This window comes from Tropicimonas sp., from assembly GCF_047971885.1.
Lineage (GTDB): Bacteria > Pseudomonadota > Alphaproteobacteria > Rhodobacterales > Rhodobacteraceae > Tropicimonas.
This window is the reverse complement of sequence record NZ_JBKEAE010000183.1, coordinates 40,635-56,885: the sequence shown is the minus strand read 5'-3', so window position 1 is coordinate 56,885 and position 16,251 is coordinate 40,635. Positions and strand designations below refer to the sequence as shown.

Below are 16,251 nucleotides of genomic sequence, written 5' to 3'. Positions count from 1 at the left end.
TGCCACCCTCTAGCACGAAAAAATCCGGCGCAAAATGCCTGTGCGCCGGATTTCCGTGACTTGATCGTGTTGTGTTGTCAAGCGACAGCGGCGAGGTCGGTCAAACTCACCCCTACGCCCGGGAGGCGGCGCAGACGTTCGTCGTTGCAATCCACCCACTCTACCGCGCCGGGCGTGGCAAAAAGCGCGCGCAGCAGCCTGTTGGTCAGCGTATGCCCGGCACGGCGCCCCGTATAGAGGCCGAGGATCGGCGCGCCGGCAAGCGCCAGATCCCCCAACGCGTCGAGCATCTTGTGCCGCACCGGTTCGTCGGCGTGGCGCAGCCCACCCGGGCTGACGACCTTTCCGCCGTCCACGACCACCGCGTTTTCGAGCGTACCGCCAAGCGCCAGCCCGCGACCGCGCATGTATTCCACCTCCGACAGGCGGCAGAAGGTGCGGCTGTCGCAAAGTTCGTGAACGAAGGCGCCGTTGGCCATGTCGAGCGACAGCGCCTGACGCCCGATGGCGGCATCGGCGAAGTCGATCTCGAAATCTATCCGCAGCCCCCCGGCCGGTTCCAGCCGGGCGATCGCGTCGCCGTCCCTGACCTCGACCGGGCGCATCACCCTGAGCACGCGCAGCGGCGCGTTCAGCCGCCGCAGCCCCACCTTCAGAATCGCCCTGACGAAGGGGGCGGCGCTGCCGTCGAGAATCGGCACCTCGGGCCCGCTGACGGAAATCTGCGCATTGTGAACACCCAGACCGGCAAGGGCGGCCATCACATGCTCCACCGTCGAAATGCTGACACCGTCGGCATTGACCAGACGGGTGCAGAGCGGAACGTGTTCGGTCAGATCCCAGCGGGCCGGAATATCCCGGCTGCCGGCAACCGCGTCGCTGCGGTAAAAGCCGATGCCATGGCCGGCGCGCGCGGGCGACAGCGTGATACGCGCCGGGCGCCCCGAATGGAGCCCCGCGCCCTTCAGCGTCACGGTCGATTTCAGCGTCGTCTGAACCATTTTTCCCGAAGCCCCGAATTTCATTATTATACCCGAGACTTAACGCACCACTCCCGGTTGATCCCGACATAGGCGGGGCGCGGATTTTTCACAAATCAAGGATTGTAACCATATGTAACATGCCAACAAAACAAGCGGCAGAAACCCGCCGATCGACATTCGGATGAGGTAACCGTTTGTTTTCAAACGAAAAAGGGGCCGGCGAAACCGGCCCCCTTGCCATGTGTCACAAGGGAAATTGATCAGTTCGCCTGCCGGCGCAGGAACGCCGGTATCTCGATCCGCTGCTGTTCGACATCCATCGCCGGGTCGTCCTCAAAGGCTTCGGCCGACCGGGCGGAGCGGGTGCGCAGTTGCGGCGGCTCGTTCCGGGGTGGCGCCGCCGGACGGACGGGCGCCGCCGCCGGGCGTTCGGGTTCCGCGCTGCCGGACATGCGGTGAATCAGGTTTCCGATCCCGAAACCCCGCTTCTCGGCCGATGACTCTCCGGCCTGCGGACGCGGCGCGGTGGCATGCGTCGCATGTTCGGTCATCCCGGTTGGCGCGGCCTTGAGAACCGCAGCCTGAAGCCGCGCCATCACCTCGGGCGAAGGCGCACCGGGCGGCAGGTCGCGCGGCGCCGCAGCCCGCGGCTCCTCGACCTCGGCTTCCAGAACATGGGCATTTTCGGCGGCCGGCTGCCGGTAAGCGGGGGGTGGCAGGTCATCCTCGACCATCTCGATCCGGCGCTCTTCCTTCCGGGGCTGGAAACCGCCGGCAAAGAGTTCGGGCTCGGCAACGGTTTCTTCCTCCTCCGGCGCTGCCGCCTTCTCCGCCCGCACCGGTTCGCGCAGCTTGCGGTCGGGGCGCGGAATGTCGTGCCGAACCTCCGATGCGTCGATGCCGGTGGCGACCACGGAAACGCGCATCCGCCCTTCCATGTCCATGTCCAGCGTCGAACCGACGATGATGTTGGCGTCGGGGTCGACCTCGTCGCGGATGCGGTTCGCCGCCTCGTCAAGTTCGAACAGCGTCAGGTCGTAGCCGCCGGTGATGTTGATCAGCACGCCCTTGGCACCCTTGAGGCTGATCTCGTCCAGCAGCGGGTTGGCGATGGCGGCTTCGGCGGCCTGGATGGCGCGGCTCTCGCCCTCGGCCTCGCCGGTGCCCATCATCGCCTTGCCCATCTCGTCCATGACCGAGCGGACATCGGCGAAATCGAGGTTGATCAGTCCGGGCCGCACCATCAGGTCGGTTACGCCCTTGACACCCTGGTAGAGCACATCGTCGGCCATCGAGAAGGCTTCGGTGAAGGTCGTGCGCTCGTTGGCCAGCCGGAACAGGTTCTGGTTGGGGATGATGATCAGCGTATCGACAACCTTTTGCAGCGCCTCGATGCCTTCCTCGGCCTGGCGCATGCGCTTGGCACCCTCGAACATGAAGGGCTTGGTGACGACACCCACCGTCAGCACACCCAGTTCGCGCGCCGCCTGCGCGATGATCGGCGCGGCGCCGGTGCCGGTGCTGCCACCCATGCCGGCGGTGATGAAGCACATATGCGCCCCGGCGAGGTGATCGACGATCTCCTCGATGGTTTCCTCGGCGGCGGCGGCGCCGACCGCGGGGCGCGCGCCGGCACCCAGACCCTCGGTCACCTTGACGCCCATCTGCACCCGCGACGGCGCGCGGCTTTGTTGCAGGGCCTGCGCATCGGTGTTCGCCGTCACGAACTCGACACCTTCAAGCGCCTTCTCGATCATGTTGTTGACCGCGTTGCCGCCGGCCCCGCCGACACCGAACACGGTGATCCGCGGCCTGAGTTCTTCCTGCTGCTCGGGCATGGTGAGGTTCAATGCCATGTCTTCTCCGCCTGTCTCTCCGCCCTGTCCCCGGACGGCTCTGCCTGATCAAACCCGGGGCAAGCTGCCCGCGGCGCTACACAATTTTGGACCATCATACGCATACGCCCGCACTTCGTCACCCAAAAATCGTGAAAATGCCACAAAATATGGGGGATTTCCGCCGGGTTCTTAACCGCATGTCCGGGGAGGCCGCCGCATCTGGTGGAACCTCCCATCATCCACACAAATCACACCTGGGCACGCCGAACCATTACGACGCGGGCACACCTTTCCGGTGCGCGCAATTCCTGCTGTCGGGGCGGCTGCTCGGCCTGCCTGTGCCGGTTTTGTCCGGGCTTGTTTCTGGCGGCAAAACTATCGCCTGCCACAGCGAAAAGCCAGCAAATTCAACGCCCGCCATTCCAAGGCGCGAGGCAATCCGCGGCGCAGTCCCACCACCCCGTCAAATCCGTCGAATTCCGCGAAAACAAGGAGTTGCGGCGCAATGCTGATGCTATACCGCAATGCCGCCTTACCAATTGTCGCGGAACCACTTCACCGCCCGCTTGAGCGACCGGGCCGGGTAGCGGTCGGCGGGAATGTCGAAATCCCACCATTCGTCCTGCGGATGCGCGGCAAACAGGCAAAGCCCGACCGACGAGGAAAAGGACGGGCCGGTCGCCGCCTGCGGCAGGCCCTGTACCCTGAGCGGGCGGCCGAGCCGCACCTGCTGGCCGAGAATCCTGGCCGCCATGCCGTCGAGGCCGGGAATCTGGCTGCCGCCGCCGGTCAGCACGATCTGCCGCGCGGGAAGATGTTCGAATCCGGCCGCGTCGAGCCGGGAGCGGACCTCCTCGAGTATCTCCTCGACGCGCGGGCGCATGATGCCGATCAGTTCCGCCCGGCTCACCTTGCGGCGGTCGTGTTCCCAGTCGCCGGAATCGCCGCCGATCTCGATCATCTCGCGATCGTCGATCCCGGTGGCGACGACACCACCGAAAAAGGTCTTGATCCGCTCCGCGGTGGCCAGCGGAACGCGCAGTCCCTTGGAGATATCCTGGGTGATATGTTCACCGCCGATCCGGACCGAATCGGCATAGATCATGTGCTTCTTGATAAAGATCGAAATCCCCGTCGCACCGCCGCCCAGATCGATGCAGGCTGCGCCAAGCTCCTGCTCGTCCTCGACCATTGCCGAGATCCCCGCGACATAGGCCGAACTGGCCAGCCCCGCCAGTTCCAGATCGCAGCGCTTGACGCAATAGAGCAGGTTCTGCAGCGCGCCGGTCTCGACCGTCAGAACATGCATGTCGACGGCCAGCGAATTGCCCATCTGGCCGCGCGGGTCGCCCAGCCCCGTCCGGTGGTCGATGGCGAAATTCACCGGCTGGGCGTGCAACACCTCGCGCCCGTTGCCGAATTCCGGCACCGCGCAGGCCGCCAGAACCCGGCTCACATCGTCTTCGCGGACGATGGAATCGCCCAGTTCCACACGCCCGTCGAGGCCGTAACTGCGCGGCCGCGCCCCCGAGATGCAGGCGATCACATGATCGACGCGAACGCCGGCCATCTTTTGCGCCGCCTGCACGGCGGTGCGGATCGCGCGCTCGGTTTCGGGCATCGATTCGATCTCGCCGAAACGGATTCCGCGCGAGCGGGTCGTTGCCGCGCCGATGACACGGAAGCTCGACTGCCCGGCCAGCGAGCCGACCCCGTCCTTGCCGCCCGCCGGCATCGCGCCGTCGAACCGCAACACAAGACAGGCAATCTTGGATGAGCCCACATCGAGGATCGCGATCACCCCGCGATCCATCGCCTGCTTTCTCATCCGCCGCATCATGCGCTGAGACTGATAAAGATCGGTCATTCGCTCGCGCCTCCGGGCGCCTCGTCGTTGATATTGTAAAGTTCGTTGTAGGCGTCGGCGTTGAGCCGCAGGGTCGGCCGGCCCGGGTTGCGGAAATCGGCAACGGAAATGTCGCGCTCCAGCATCTTGCGCGCCGTGTCGAGCGCGATGATCCGCTCGACCGTCGCCACCGGGCCCTGCTCGGGAAGCTGGATGCGCTGGTTGCGGTCCAGCACCACGTCCCAGCGCCGTTCGCCCATGCGAACGAGGCCGCGGACCCGATCCTGAAACGGGTCGGCGGCGGCGAAAATCTCCAGCGCCTCGGAAACCACGCGCTCCGCCCCCTGCCCGGCGATCAGCGGCAGGTCGGGCCAGTCGCTGCGAAGCCCGGTCCCGGCGACGACATGGCCGGTCCGGTCGAGCAGCGTCAGCCCCGAGGCGTGCCGCCAGACGACGACCGGCTGGCGTTCGGCCACCTCGACGACAAGCGTTCCGCCGGGACGGATGCGGATATGGGCAGACTCGACGGCATTGAACCCCTCGACCTTCAGCCGCATCGCATCGAGATCGAGGTCGAACGACGAGACCGGGAAACGGATCGGAAGCTCGGCGCGGATCGCCTCGGCCAGTTCGGGCGAGGCGCCGTCGACCGACATCATGTTTACCATGAATTCCGGCCGCTCCTCGATGGTGCGAACCAGTTCCTGAAACCGTTCGCCATAGGCCTGCACGCGGCTGTCATCCGAAACGAACCACAATGCCGCCGCCGCGATCAGGCACGCCGGCACGCCGAGGCGGAGCAGCCGCCGGTAGCCCGGCGTCAGCCACATCCGGTTGAGCCGGTAGGACCAGCGCGAGGGCGCTGGATCGCGCCGCGGAAGGGCGGTTTCGGAGCCTAGCGATCGCACGAGGCATCCTCCACCAGCCAGCGGCAGAGCGCCCCGAAGCCGATCCCGCAATGGGCCGCCTGTTCGGGGGCGAGCGAGGTCGGCGTCATGCCCGGCTGGTTGTTGGTCTCCAGCAGCACCAGCCCGTCGCGCCCGCGCGCCTCGTCCCAGCGGAAATCGGTGCGGCTGATGCCCCGGCAGCCGAGCGCCTTGTGGGCACGCAGGGCAAAATCGAGGCAGGCGTCGAAAATCTCCTGCGGCACATCCGCCGGCAGAACGTGGCGCGAGCCGCCCGGCTTGTATTTCGCGTCGTAATCGTACCAGCCGTCGGTCAGGATATCGGTGACGGTCAGCGCGCGGTCGCCCATGACGGTTGTGGTCAGCTCCCGGCCCGGGGCGAATTTCTCGACCATGACGATTTCGGGCATGTCGGGGGAAAGCTGCGGCGGGCCATTGGCCGCCTCGTGCACCAGATAGACCCCGACCGACGAGCCTTCGTTATAGGGCTTCACCACATAGGGCGGCTCCATCACATGGCGGGCGCGCACCTCGGCGGCACAGGCCAGCCGGCTTTCCGCCACCGGCAGGCCGGCCGCGCGATAGGCGGCCTTGGTCCGCTCCTTGTCCATGGTCAGCGCCGAGGCCAGCACGCCGGAATGGGTATAGGGGATGCGCAGCCATTCCAGCAGGCCCTGCACGCAGCCATCCTCGCCCCAGCGTCCGTGCAGCGCGTTGAAGGCGACATCGGGCCGCAATCCGGCCAGACGCGCCGCAAGATCCGGACCCGCGTCCAGTTCGGTGACCTGAAATCCCTCGCCCCGCAGTGCCGCCGCACATTCGTGCCCGGAGGAAAGCGATACCTCGCGTTCCGCCGAAGGCCCCCCCATGAGGACCGCCACACTGGGGTCTGTCCTGCTCGACATACCCGCCTCGTTTCCCGGGATTCCCTGTTAAATCAGGGGTTTTCCCGATTATTCCGATGGAAGGCCGCCTGGCGCCGCCGTTCCGCTGCCTGTTTGCCGGATCAGTTTTCCCGGCCGGACTCCGGGGCCGGTTCACCGACCCTCATGATTTCCCACTCTAGCTCTATACCGCTGTTACGGTAAACATTTTTTCTAACCAGTTCGCCCAGCCCCTCAAGCTCGGCGGCAGTGGCATTATCGGCGTTCAGCAGAAAGTTGCTGTGTTTTTCGGACATTTGCGCACCGCCGAGCCGGGCGCCCCGCATGCCTGCGTCATCGATGACCTTCCATGCCTTGAGTTCGTGCGTGTCGTCGTCGCGCCCGGTCGAGCTGAATCCGGCCGGATTGCGGAAGGTCGAGCCGGCCGAACGCTCCCGTGTCGGCTGGCTGGCGTCACGCCTGGCGATCTGCTCGTCCATCCGCCGCGCCAGCGCGTCCGGATCGCCCGGCGCAGCACGAAACCGCGCCCCGGTCACCACCCAGCCGGGCGGCAGCGCCGTGTGGCGATAGCGGAAATCCAGCGCATCGGGGGTCAGCCGGACGATATCGCCGCCCCGCGTCACCGCCTCGGCGTCGATCAGGTGGTCGGCGATGTAGCTGCCATAGCAGCCCGCGTTCATCCTGACCGCGCCGCCAATGGCACCCGGAATGGTGCGCAGGAAGGTCAGATCCAGCCCCGCCGACGCCGCCCTGCGCGCCACATGCGCGTCAAGCGCCGCCGCTCCGGCGGTCACCACGCCGCCTGAACAGGCGATATCGTTGAACCCGCGCCCCAGCCGGATCACCACCCCGCGAATCCCGCCATCGCGCACGATCAGGTTCGATCCGACGCCGATGGGAAATACCGCGATTGCCGGATCGAGACGGGACAGGAAGTGGCAGAGATCGTCACGATCGGCGGGCTGGAACAGCCACTCGGCCGGCCCGCCGACCCGCAGCCAGGTCAGCCGGTCGAGCGGCTGGTTCGCCTGAAGCGTTCCGCGAACCTCCATTTCCCCGGGCAATGCCACTGCTAAACCTCCGGTTCGGCCCCGTGCCGTTTCGAGTATCGTTTGCGCAGGCGCCGCCACAGGAAAACCAGTGGCCAGCGCAGGACCGACGCGCCTGCCGCCAGAACCAGCAATCCGACCAGCGCGCCATTCTGATAGGTCACATAGCCAAGCAGGGGAACGCCGGCAACGATCAGCATTACCGCTGCCGGCCAGTGCCCGTGGCGTGACGGTATTATCGCCAGAACCGACGCGACGATCACCCAGAGGCAGACCAGCAGCAGCGAACTGTTCATCGGCTCCCCCGCGCATGGCCGCCGCAGGTAACGCGGCCGGTTGCCCGCGCCGAAGCGAAGTACGCGGAAAGCCGCCGGCAACGTACCTTCATCATGGCCCCGGCCCGCGTTGCGGCGGCCGCCCTTCCATCAGCGGTTCAGCCGCTCCGGCAGATTGTTCGCCCATGCGCTGATCGTGCCGGCCCCGAGACACACGACCATATCGCCGGGCCGGGTCTGCTCGCGCACCAGCCGTTCCAGATCGTCCTCGCTCAGCAGCGCCCGCGCATGGCGGTGGCCGTGGCGGACCAGCCCGGCGACCAGTGCGTCGCGATCGGCGCCCTCGATCGGATCCTCGCCGGCGGCATAGACCTCGGCGATGGCAACCACGTCGGCCTCGTTGAAACAGGCGCAGAATTCCTCGAACAGGTTCGACAGGCGCGAGTAGCGGTGCGGCTGGTGCACCGCGATCACCCGGCCGTCACTGGCCTGACGCGCCGCTTTCAGCACCGCCGCGATCTCGACCGGGTGGTGCCCGTAATCGTCGATGATGGTGACACCGTTCACCTCGCCCACACGGGTGAAGCGCCGGTTGACCCCGCCGAAATCCGCCAGGGCGGCGCGAATCTCATCGCGCTTCATGCCCAGATGGCGCGCCACCGTCACCGCCGCGAGCGCGTTCGAGACGTTGTGATCGCCCGGCATCGGCAGCGTGCACTCCTCGATCACCGCATCCTCGGCGTGAAGTTCGATATCGAAATGCGCCACCCCGCCCTGAGAGCGCAGGTTCACCGCGCGCACGTCGGCCTGGGCGTTGCAGCCGAAGGTCATCACCCTGCTGTCGGTGATCCGGCCGACAAGCGCCTGCACCTCTGGGTGATCGGTGCAGCAGACGGCCAGCCCGTAGAACGGGATGTTCGACACGAAGTCGTAAAATCCCTGGCGCAGATTCTCGATCGAACCCCAGTGCTCCATATGCTCGGGGTCGATGTTGGTGACGATGGCAATGGTAGCAGGCAGGCGGTTGAAGGTGCCGTCGCTCTCGTCGGCCTCGACCACCATCCACTCGCCCTGCCCGGCCCGCGCGTTCGAGCCGTAGGCATGGATGATACCGCCGTTGATCACAGTCGGGTCGATCCCGCCGGCATCGAGAAGTGTCGCCACCATGGTGGTGGTGGTCGTCTTGCCGTGGGTGCCGGCGACGGCGACATTCGATTTCAGGCGCATCAGTTCGGCCAGCATCTCGGCCCGGCGCACCACCGGCAGGCCATGCCGCCGCGCCTCGTCCAGTTCGGGATTGCCCGGCTTGATCGCCGAGGAGATCACCACAACCTCGGCGCCGTCGAGATTTTCCGCCCGCTGGCCGATGAACACCCGCGCCCCGAGCCGCTCCAGCCGTTCGGTGATTTTCGAGGCTTTCAGGTCCGAACCCTGGACGGAATAGCCATGGGTCATCAGCACCTCGGCGATCCCCGACATGCCGATGCCGCCGATCCCGACGAAGTGGATCGGCCCGACATCGGTGGGCAGTTTGGTGACCGCGTTCATCAGCGTGCTTCCGTCCATGATCTATGCTCGTCTCTCAATGTCATTTATGTTCATTTCCGGCCGGACAAGTCCTCGACCATTTCGACCAGCCGTTCCGTCGCATCGGCGCGCCCCTGCGCCAGCGCGGCCTGCGCCATCAGGGTGGCACCGCGCGGCTGCGAAAGAACGGTCGCTATCTGCTCGGAAAGCGCATCGACCGCAAGCGCCGATTCGGGAATCAGGATCGCGGCGCCGGCATCGACCAGCCCGCGCGCGTTGGCGGTCTGGTGATCGCCCGCCGCGGCGGCATAGGGGATCAGGATCGATGGCCGCCCGATCACGCTGATATCGGCAATCGACGACGCGCCGGCGCGCGAGACGACAAGCTGCGCCTCGGCCATGCGGGCGGGAACGTCGTCGAAGAACGGCTGCACGTCGGCGTCGATCGCATGGTCGGCATAATATTTGGCCACCCGCTCCATATCCTCGCCCCGCGCCTGGTGCGCGATGCGGATATGGCGGAGCATGTCCATCGGCAGGGCGGCAATCGCCGGGGGTACCACATCGGAGAGAACGCGCGCGCCCTGGCTGCCGCCGATCACGAGGATCGACATCGGGTAATCGCCCGGCGGAATATAGGGCGCGCCGGCCCGTTCCATGACGGCGGCCCGAACCGGGTTGCCGGTATGGACCCCCTCGACCCCGTCGGGAAGGCCGGTCGGCCATGTCCCGCAGGCGATCGCATCGACGCGGCCGGCGAATACCTCGTTGACCCGGCCGAGAACGCCGTTCTGCTCGTGGATCATCCGCGGCAGCCGCAGCGCCCACGCCGCCGACATCGCAGGGATCGCCGGATAACCGCCGAAACCCACCACAATGGCCGGCCGGTCCAGCATCATCCGGGTTGCAGCGGCCATCACCCCGCCCGCTATGCGCAAGGGGACAACCGCCTTCGCCGCCGCACCGCCGCGAGCAAAGGTCGCCGAAGCGGTCTCGACAATCCCGACCTCTTCGGGAAATCCGCCCGCGTAGCGCGCGCCGCGCGCATCGGTGGAAAGCCGCACCCGCCAGCCGCGACCGAGCATCGCCTCGGCCAGTGCCTGCGCGGGAAACATGTGCCCGCCCGTTCCACCCGCGGCAATGACCAGAAGCGGCGCGGCCATCACGGAACCCTGCGCTGGAAGATATCGGCGATCTCGCCCTGCGGCCGTTTGCGGGTGAAGGCGAGCAACATGCCAACCGCGATCCCGCCCGCGATCAGCGACGATCCGCCGTAGCTGACGAACGGCAGGGTCATCCCCTTGGCCGGCAGCAGACGCACCGCAACCCCCATGTTGATCATCGCCTGCACGCCGAACATGCAGGCAAGCCCCGTTCCGGCCAGCCGGATGAACGGATCGCGTTCGCGCATCAGCCGGAAAAGAGAGCGCGAGACGATCAGCGTATAGAGTGCGATGATGAGGATCACCAGAACCAGGCCGTACTCCTCGGCGGCAACGGCGATGATGAAATCGGTATGCGCATCGGGCAGCGACCATTTCACCTGCCCCTCGCCAACGCCGACACCGAAGAAACCGCCCTCCTGAATGGCATTGGTGGCATAGCCGAGCTGGGTGCGCGGATCGACCTCGGGCGACAGGAAGCCGTCGATCCGGCGGGCGAAATGCTCCGACGCGTTATAGGCCGTCATCCCGACCCCGACCACACCGGCGGCGATGACCACCAGCAGGAAGATCGGAGCCCCGGCGACGAAATACATCACCCCCCAGGCAAACAATGTCAGCGCCGCCTGCCCGAAATCGGGCTGCAGCGCCAGAAGCGCCACGATCATGATCACGAGAACAAAGGAAATCGACTTGCCCGGCGGGCCGTTCACCTCCTGACTCGCCGCCATGAGCCAGGCGGCGAAGACGACGAAGACGGGCTTGAGAAATTCCGACGGCTGGACCGATGCAAAGCCGAGCGAATACCAGCGCACCGCGCCCTTGCCGAAATCGGTTCCGAGGAACGGCAGGACGACCAGCGAGGCGAATGCCGCGAAGAACGCCAGTACGGCAAGCCGGCGGACGAGCGCGGGCGACAGCATCGACACCCACAGCATGACCAGAATCGACAACCCGCCGAAAAACACCTGCCGTTGCACGTAATAGAACGAGTCGAGTCCGTTGCGCGCGGCGAGCGGCGGCGACGCGGCCAGCCCCAGCAACAACCCTATGCCAAAAAGGATCAGGATCGCGGACATCGACCATTTGTCGACCGTCCGCCACCAGCGCGGTAATACCGGATCGCCAGCCCGTACGGGCGCGGCTCCGTAGACCATTTCCGTCATGAAATTACTGCCACTCTGCCTCTGCCCGGTTTTCCGGGTCTGTGCGAAGTGTAGCCCGCAGAAAGCCATTAATCCAGTAAAATGACGCCATTCGCACTACCCCGGCCACCGGCGCGGCTTGCACCACCCTGCCGCGCGTGGTCAGGAGAGCCATGCAGGTCGATACGATCATTCTCGGCGCCGGCGCCGCCGGCATGATGTGCGCCGCCCATGCGGGCGGGCGCTGTCTGGTGGTGGATCACGCACGGGCCCCGGGAGAGAAGATCCGCATCTCGGGCGGCGGGCGCTGCAACTTCACCAATCTCCACACCACGTCCGGCAACTTTCTGGGCGCCAACCCGCATTTCTGCAAATCGGCGCTTGGACGCTACACGCAGTGGGATTTCATCGAACTGGTGGAACGCCACGGGATCGCCTGGCACGAAAAGACCCTTGGTCAGCTGTTCTGCAACGGATCGGCGGCGGAAATCGTGGCGATGCTTCGCGCCGGGATGGTCCGTGCCGGCGCGGAGTTGTGGCTCGGCACCGGAATTGGCGAAATCCGGCGGGATGCCGGCGGCTTTGCCGTCCACCTCCGCCGGGGAGCGCGCGAAACGATGGTCCGGGCGCGCAACCTCGTGGTGGCGACCGGGGGCAAGTCCATCCCCGGGATGGGCGCGACCGGGCTTGCCTACTCGATTGCGGAGACCTTCGGCATTCCCGTCACCGAAACCCGGCCGGCCCTTGTTCCGCTGACCTTCGGCGGAGCCACGCTCGAAAAACTGAAACCGCTGGCTGGCGTTTCGGCTGAAGCGGAGGTTTCGTGCAACGGCGCAGCCTTCCGCGAGGCGCTGATTTTCACCCATCGTGGGCTGTCCGGACCGGCGATCCTGCAAATCTCGTCCTGCTGGCGCGAGGGCGATCCGATCGCGGTCGATCTCTGCCCCGGCACCGATCCTTTCGACATCCTGCGGCAGCGGCGTGCGGCGCATGGCCGCCGGGCGCTATCGACCGGGCTTGCGGACCTTCTGCCGGCACGGCTGGCGCAGCTTGTCATCGCGGAAACGGGGCTGACGGGAAACCTTGCCGATCAGAACGACAATGCGCTGCGCCGGCTGGCACGCGCCATTTCCGACTGGCGGCTGACCCCTTCGGGCAGCGAAGGCTACCGCACCGCCGAGGTGACGCTCGGCGGGGTCGACACCGGCGCGCTCTCGTCGCGGACGATGGAGGCGCGCGAGGTTCCGGGGCTTTATTTCGTCGGCGAATGCATCGATGTGACCGGCTGGCTCGGCGGCTTCAACTTCCAGTGGGCATGGTCGTCGGGCTGGGCGGCCGGGACCGCCATCGCCGACAGGGAAAGGTAAGCCCTCCTGTCGCATTCCGACGTTTTACCGGACCGGGAAGCGCTGCCCGCACCATCGCCCCGGGTAATTTCCCGATACACGATATCTCGGCACAAGGCCGGCGCGGCGGACATTGCTGTTATCCGAGTGTTGCGCAAGACGCGCCAGCGCATGGCAGTGGACAGGCGCTCCAACCCCGGAACTTGGCACATTATGCCAACCACATCCGAGCACGATTTTGAAACTGGTACTGACGTTGGCAAAGCGCCTGGCGGCGAACCTGGCCACCATTCTCCTCAGCCGTCGATATCCTCCCCGATCCCCAGCGTCCGAAGCCGGGCGACGAAATCCTCGCCGCGCCGCTCGAAACTGTCGTACTGGTCGAAGCTGGCCGCCGCCGGGGCCAGCAGAACGGTCTCGCCCGGTTGGGCATCGGCCACCGCGCGGGCAACCGCATTCTCCATCGTGCCGCAGATCTCGGCCTCGACCCCCTGCCCCAACCCCATGGCGAAATGTCCGGCCTCACGCCCGATCACATAGGCGCGCGCGACATTGCCGAGATGGGGGTGCAACCCGTCGAGCCCGCCACCCTTTTCCAGCCCGCCGCATATCCAGCGGATACGGCCGAAGGCCTGCAACGCGCGCGCGGCACTGTCGACATTGGTCGCCTTGCTGTCGTTGACAAAGGTCACGCCATCCCTGACTGCCACGATCTGGCTGCGATGCGGCAGGCCGGCATAACCGTGCAGGCCCTGTTCGATCACCCGCGGCGCAAGGCCCAGCGAACGCGCGACCGCATAGGCGGCGCAGGCATTCTGGTGGTTATGCGCCCCCGGCAGACCGCGCACCCCGCGCAGGTCGATCGAGGCGACCTGCCGCCCCTTGCGATATTCGCTGAGAAACCCCTTGCGGGCGAAAACCGACCAGCCCGGCCCGGCAAGCCTGCGGGCCGCCGACACCCGGATCACCCGGTCGTCGGAAGGGCCTTCGGCGATCTGGCCGGCAAGGAACAACCCCTCGGTCTCGTCCACGCCGATCACCGCGCGGTCCGGCCCGCCCTCGGCAAAGAGCCGCCGTTTGGCCGCCAGATAACCGCCATAGCCGGCATGCCGGTCGAGGTGGTCGGGCGACAGGTTGGTGAAGACGGCGATATCGGGCGTCAGCGCGCGGGCCAGATCGGTCTGGTACGAGCTGAGTTCCAGCACCACCACCCCGCCGTCGCCCGGCGGGTCGATATCCAGAACCCCGCGCCCGATGTTGCCGGCAAGCTGCACCTCGCGCCCGGCGGCATCGAGCAGATGCGCGATCAGCGCCGCCGTGGTCGCTTTGCCGTTCGAGCCGGTCACCGCCACCACCCTGGGCGGCACATCGAAGCTGTCCCATTCGGGCACGGCCAGCGAACGGAAGAAAAGGCCGATATCGTTATCGACCGGCACCCCCGCCCCAAGCGCCGCCGCGATGGCGGGGTGCGGGGCAGGATAAAGATGCGGGATACCGGGCGAGGTGACCAGCATCGCCACATCGTCGAGCGCGCCCGGGCGGGTAAAATCACGCAGTTCGAACCCCTCGGCCCCGGCCCGCTCGCGCCCCGGCGCCCCGTCGTCCCAGCAGACGGCGCGCCCGCCGCCTGCCTGCACCGCCCGCGCCGCCGTCAGGCCGGAACGACCGAGGCCGAGGATGGCGACGGTGAGTTTTTCGATACCAAGTACGGGGATCAATGCGTGCCACTCACTTCGATCGTCTCCGGCAGGTTCCACTCCATGTTCGCTTCATTTTTGCAGAGTTTGGAAGCAACATCAAAACCCTCACTCGCCGAGAACACAAAGGCCAGGGAAACCGAAAAAACGATGGTGATGAAGCCCAGAACAGCATAACCCATTCCGGGCAAAAAAGCATCTCTGACAGCGATTTCCATACCTTTAACCACTCCTCCGAGAGGATATAGGGCAAGAAACAGACACATCGCTCCCGCCACTGCGACCATGACACCGGTAAGATACTCTGAACGACGATTGTCGGCACAGGAATTGAGGCCGTATGCCACCCAGGCCAGCGTCGCAAACAGGACAAACAGCGCAAGAATCTCGGCAATCCGGATCGTTTCCTCGCCGAGCAGTTTCCAGTGCTCAGTGCGTGCACGCTGGCGCACTAGCTGGCCCTTGGGGAATTTTGCGTTTGGCACGCTGGTTCACCCCGATCATCGCAACTTCAGCGTCGCCAGCCCGATCAGGGCCAGCACCAGCGAGACGATCCAGAAGCGGATGACGATCTGCGGTTCGGCCCAGCCGCGCTTTTCGAAATGGTGATGGATCGGCGCCATCAGGAACACCCGCTTGCCGGTGCGCTTGAAATAAAGCACCTGGATGATGACTGAAAGCGCCTCGACCACAAACAGTCCGCCGACGATGGCCAGAACGTTTTCGTGCTTGGTCGAGACGGCGATCGCTCCCAGCGCACCGCCGAGCGCGAGGCTGCCGGTATCGCCCATGAACACCGCCGCCGGCGGCGCGTTGTACCAGAGAAACCCCAGCCCGCCGCCGATCAGCCCGGCGACGAAGATCAGCAATTCGCCCGTGCCCGGCACGTAATGCAGGCCCAGATATTCGGTATAGTCGGTGCGGCCCACCACATAGGCGATCACCCCCAGCGTTCCGGCCGCGATCATCACAGGCATGATGGCCAGCCCGTCCAGCCCGTCGGTCAGGTTCACCGCATTGGCCGAACCGACGATCACCAGCATCGAAAACGGAATGAACAGGATGCCGAGATTGATCAGCACGTTCTTGAAGATCGGCAGGGCAAGCTGGTTGGTCAGTTCGGGCGGATGGAAATACGCCGCCGCCGCCGCCGCGACAGCCGCGATCAGGAAGCCCGCGCCCAGCCGGATCCGCCCCGACACGCCCGCCGTATTCGCCCTGGACACCTTGGCATGGTCGTCGGCGAAGCCGATGAGGCCGAAGGCCATGGTCACGAACAGCACGATCCAGACATAGGGGTTCGACAGCCGCGCCCATAGCAACGTCGCCATCACCACCGCGCCCAGTATCAGCACACCTCCCATGGTCGGCGTTCCTGCCTTGGAAAAATGGCTTTCGGGGCCGTCCTCGCGGATCGGCTGGCCCTTGCCCTGGCTGCGGCGCAACAGGTCGATCAGCGGCCGGCCGAACAGGAAACCGAAGACCAGCGCGGTAAAGAACGCCCCGCCGGTGCGAAAGGTGATGTAGCGGAACAGGTTGAAGAAGTCGCCGCCGTCGGAAAAATTCGTCAGCCAATAGAACATCGCCTGCCTT

14 protein-coding genes are annotated in these 16,251 nt (G+C 66.0%); 1 reads left to right on the top strand and 13 read right to left on the bottom strand.

The features are described 5' to 3' along the window. Positions 1–77: 77 nt before the first annotated feature. From lpxC to ftsW, 10 genes are all read right to left on the bottom strand, one after another. Positions 78–1,001 (bottom strand): UDP-3-O-acyl-N-acetylglucosamine deacetylase, encoded by a 924-nt coding sequence (lpxC, locus tag ACK5IR_RS15550; protein ID WP_416930081.1) that lies wholly within the window; start codon positions 999–1,001, stop codon positions 78–80. 242 nt (positions 1,002–1,243) lie between these two features. Further along, positions 1,244–2,839 carry a cell division protein FtsZ gene (ftsZ, locus tag ACK5IR_RS15545; protein WP_416930080.1) on the bottom strand — a complete coding sequence of 532 codons (1,596 nt, stop codon included), beginning with the start codon at positions 2,837–2,839 and terminating at the stop codon, positions 1,244–1,246. 514 nt (positions 2,840–3,353) lie between these two features. Next, the gene (gene ftsA / locus ACK5IR_RS15540; RefSeq protein ID WP_416930079.1) at positions 3,354–4,688 is read right to left on the bottom strand and encodes a cell division protein FtsA; all 1,335 of its coding nucleotides are present in this window, start codon (positions 4,686–4,688) and stop codon (positions 3,354–3,356) included. Then, positions 4,685–5,575, bottom strand: a complete 891-nt coding sequence (locus ACK5IR_RS15535) for a cell division protein FtsQ/DivIB (RefSeq protein WP_416930078.1) — start codon at positions 5,573–5,575, stop codon at positions 4,685–4,687. Before ACK5IR_RS15535 ends, ftsA begins: the two co-directional genes overlap by 4 nt. Further along, positions 5,563–6,477, bottom strand: coding sequence for a D-alanine--D-alanine ligase (locus ACK5IR_RS15530; RefSeq protein WP_416930077.1), 915 nt, complete (start codon positions 6,475–6,477; stop codon positions 5,563–5,565). The genes ACK5IR_RS15535 and ACK5IR_RS15530 overlap by 13 nt, the downstream gene beginning before the upstream one ends. 101 nt (positions 6,478–6,578) lie before the next feature. After that, positions 6,579–7,508, bottom strand: coding sequence for a UDP-N-acetylmuramate dehydrogenase (gene murB, locus ACK5IR_RS15525; RefSeq protein ID WP_416930100.1), 930 nt, complete (start codon positions 7,506–7,508; stop codon positions 6,579–6,581). A gap of 20 nt (positions 7,509–7,528) precedes the next feature. After that, positions 7,529–7,801 (bottom strand): DUF2484 family protein, encoded by a 273-nt coding sequence (locus tag ACK5IR_RS15520; RefSeq protein WP_416930076.1) that lies wholly within the window; start codon positions 7,799–7,801, stop codon positions 7,529–7,531. 129 nt (positions 7,802–7,930) lie between these two features. Continuing rightward, a complete protein-coding gene (murC, locus tag ACK5IR_RS15515; protein ID WP_416930098.1) occupies positions 7,931–9,328 on the bottom strand; it encodes a UDP-N-acetylmuramate--L-alanine ligase in 1,398 nt (465 codons plus the stop codon). A gap of 50 nt (positions 9,329–9,378) precedes the next feature. Next, positions 9,379–10,470, bottom strand: a complete 1,092-nt coding sequence (locus ACK5IR_RS15510; RefSeq protein WP_416930075.1) for a UDP-N-acetylglucosamine--N-acetylmuramyl-(pentapeptide) pyrophosphoryl-undecaprenol N-acetylglucosamine transferase — start codon at positions 10,468–10,470, stop codon at positions 9,379–9,381. Further along, positions 10,470–11,636, bottom strand: coding sequence for a putative lipid II flippase FtsW (gene ftsW, locus ACK5IR_RS15505; protein ID WP_416930074.1), 1,167 nt, complete (start codon positions 11,634–11,636; stop codon positions 10,470–10,472). Before ftsW ends, ACK5IR_RS15510 begins: the two co-directional genes overlap by 1 nt. A 152-nt stretch (positions 11,637–11,788) precedes the next feature. Here ftsW and ACK5IR_RS15500 point away from each other — a divergent pair, with 152 nt between their 5' ends. Continuing rightward, complete coding sequence (locus ACK5IR_RS15500; RefSeq protein WP_416930073.1) at positions 11,789–12,982, top strand: NAD(P)/FAD-dependent oxidoreductase; 1,194 nt, start codon at positions 11,789–11,791, stop codon at positions 12,980–12,982. Positions 12,983–13,257: 275 nt separating this feature from the next. On the opposite strand, the gene murD is transcribed toward ACK5IR_RS15500, so the two are convergent. The 3 genes from murD to mraY are packed head-to-tail and all read right to left on the bottom strand — an operon-like array spanning position 13,258 to position 16,241. Beyond that, positions 13,258–14,679 (bottom strand): UDP-N-acetylmuramoyl-L-alanine--D-glutamate ligase, encoded by a 1,422-nt coding sequence (gene murD / locus ACK5IR_RS15495; RefSeq protein ID WP_416930072.1) that lies wholly within the window; start codon positions 14,677–14,679, stop codon positions 13,258–13,260. Then, the gene (locus ACK5IR_RS15490; protein WP_416930071.1) at positions 14,676–15,143 is read right to left on the bottom strand and encodes a hypothetical protein; all 468 of its coding nucleotides are present in this window, start codon (positions 15,141–15,143) and stop codon (positions 14,676–14,678) included. The genes murD and ACK5IR_RS15490 overlap by 4 nt, the downstream gene beginning before the upstream one ends. Positions 15,144–15,158: 15 nt before the next feature. Further along, positions 15,159–16,241, bottom strand: coding sequence for a phospho-N-acetylmuramoyl-pentapeptide-transferase (mraY, locus tag ACK5IR_RS15485; RefSeq protein WP_416930070.1), 1,083 nt, complete (start codon positions 16,239–16,241; stop codon positions 15,159–15,161). Positions 16,242–16,251: the final 10 nt, after the last annotated feature.

Excerpts from the sequence above, each read along its gene's own strand:
- murC (WP_416930098.1), bottom strand. The coding sequence starts at position 9,328 with ATGAACGCGGTCACCAAACTGCCCACCGATGTCGGGCCGATCCACTTC.
- ACK5IR_RS15500 (WP_416930073.1), top strand. The coding sequence starts at position 11,789 with ATGCAGGTCGATACGATCATTCTCGGCGCCGGCGCCGCCGGCATGATG.
- ACK5IR_RS15510 (WP_416930075.1), bottom strand. The coding sequence starts at position 10,470 with ATGGCCGCGCCGCTTCTGGTCATTGCCGCGGGTGGAACGGGCGGGCAC.
- ACK5IR_RS15530 (WP_416930077.1), bottom strand. The coding sequence starts at position 6,477 with ATGTCGAGCAGGACAGACCCCAGTGTGGCGGTCCTCATGGGGGGGCCT.
- mraY (WP_416930070.1), bottom strand. The coding sequence starts at position 16,241 with ATGTTCTATTGGCTGACGAATTTTTCCGACGGCGGCGACTTCTTCAAC.
- murB (WP_416930100.1), bottom strand. The coding sequence starts at position 7,508 with ATGGAGGTTCGCGGAACGCTTCAGGCGAACCAGCCGCTCGACCGGCTG.
- ACK5IR_RS15520 (WP_416930076.1), bottom strand. The coding sequence starts at position 7,801 with ATGAACAGTTCGCTGCTGCTGGTCTGCCTCTGGGTGATCGTCGCGTCG.
- ftsZ (WP_416930080.1), bottom strand. The coding sequence starts at position 2,839 with ATGGCATTGAACCTCACCATGCCCGAGCAGCAGGAAGAACTCAGGCCG.
- ftsW (WP_416930074.1), bottom strand. The coding sequence starts at position 11,636 with ATGACGGAAATGGTCTACGGAGCCGCGCCCGTACGGGCTGGCGATCCG.
- ftsA (WP_416930079.1), bottom strand. The coding sequence starts at position 4,688 with ATGACCGATCTTTATCAGTCTCAGCGCATGATGCGGCGGATGAGAAAG.
- lpxC (WP_416930081.1), bottom strand. The coding sequence starts at position 1,001 with ATGGTTCAGACGACGCTGAAATCGACCGTGACGCTGAAGGGCGCGGGG.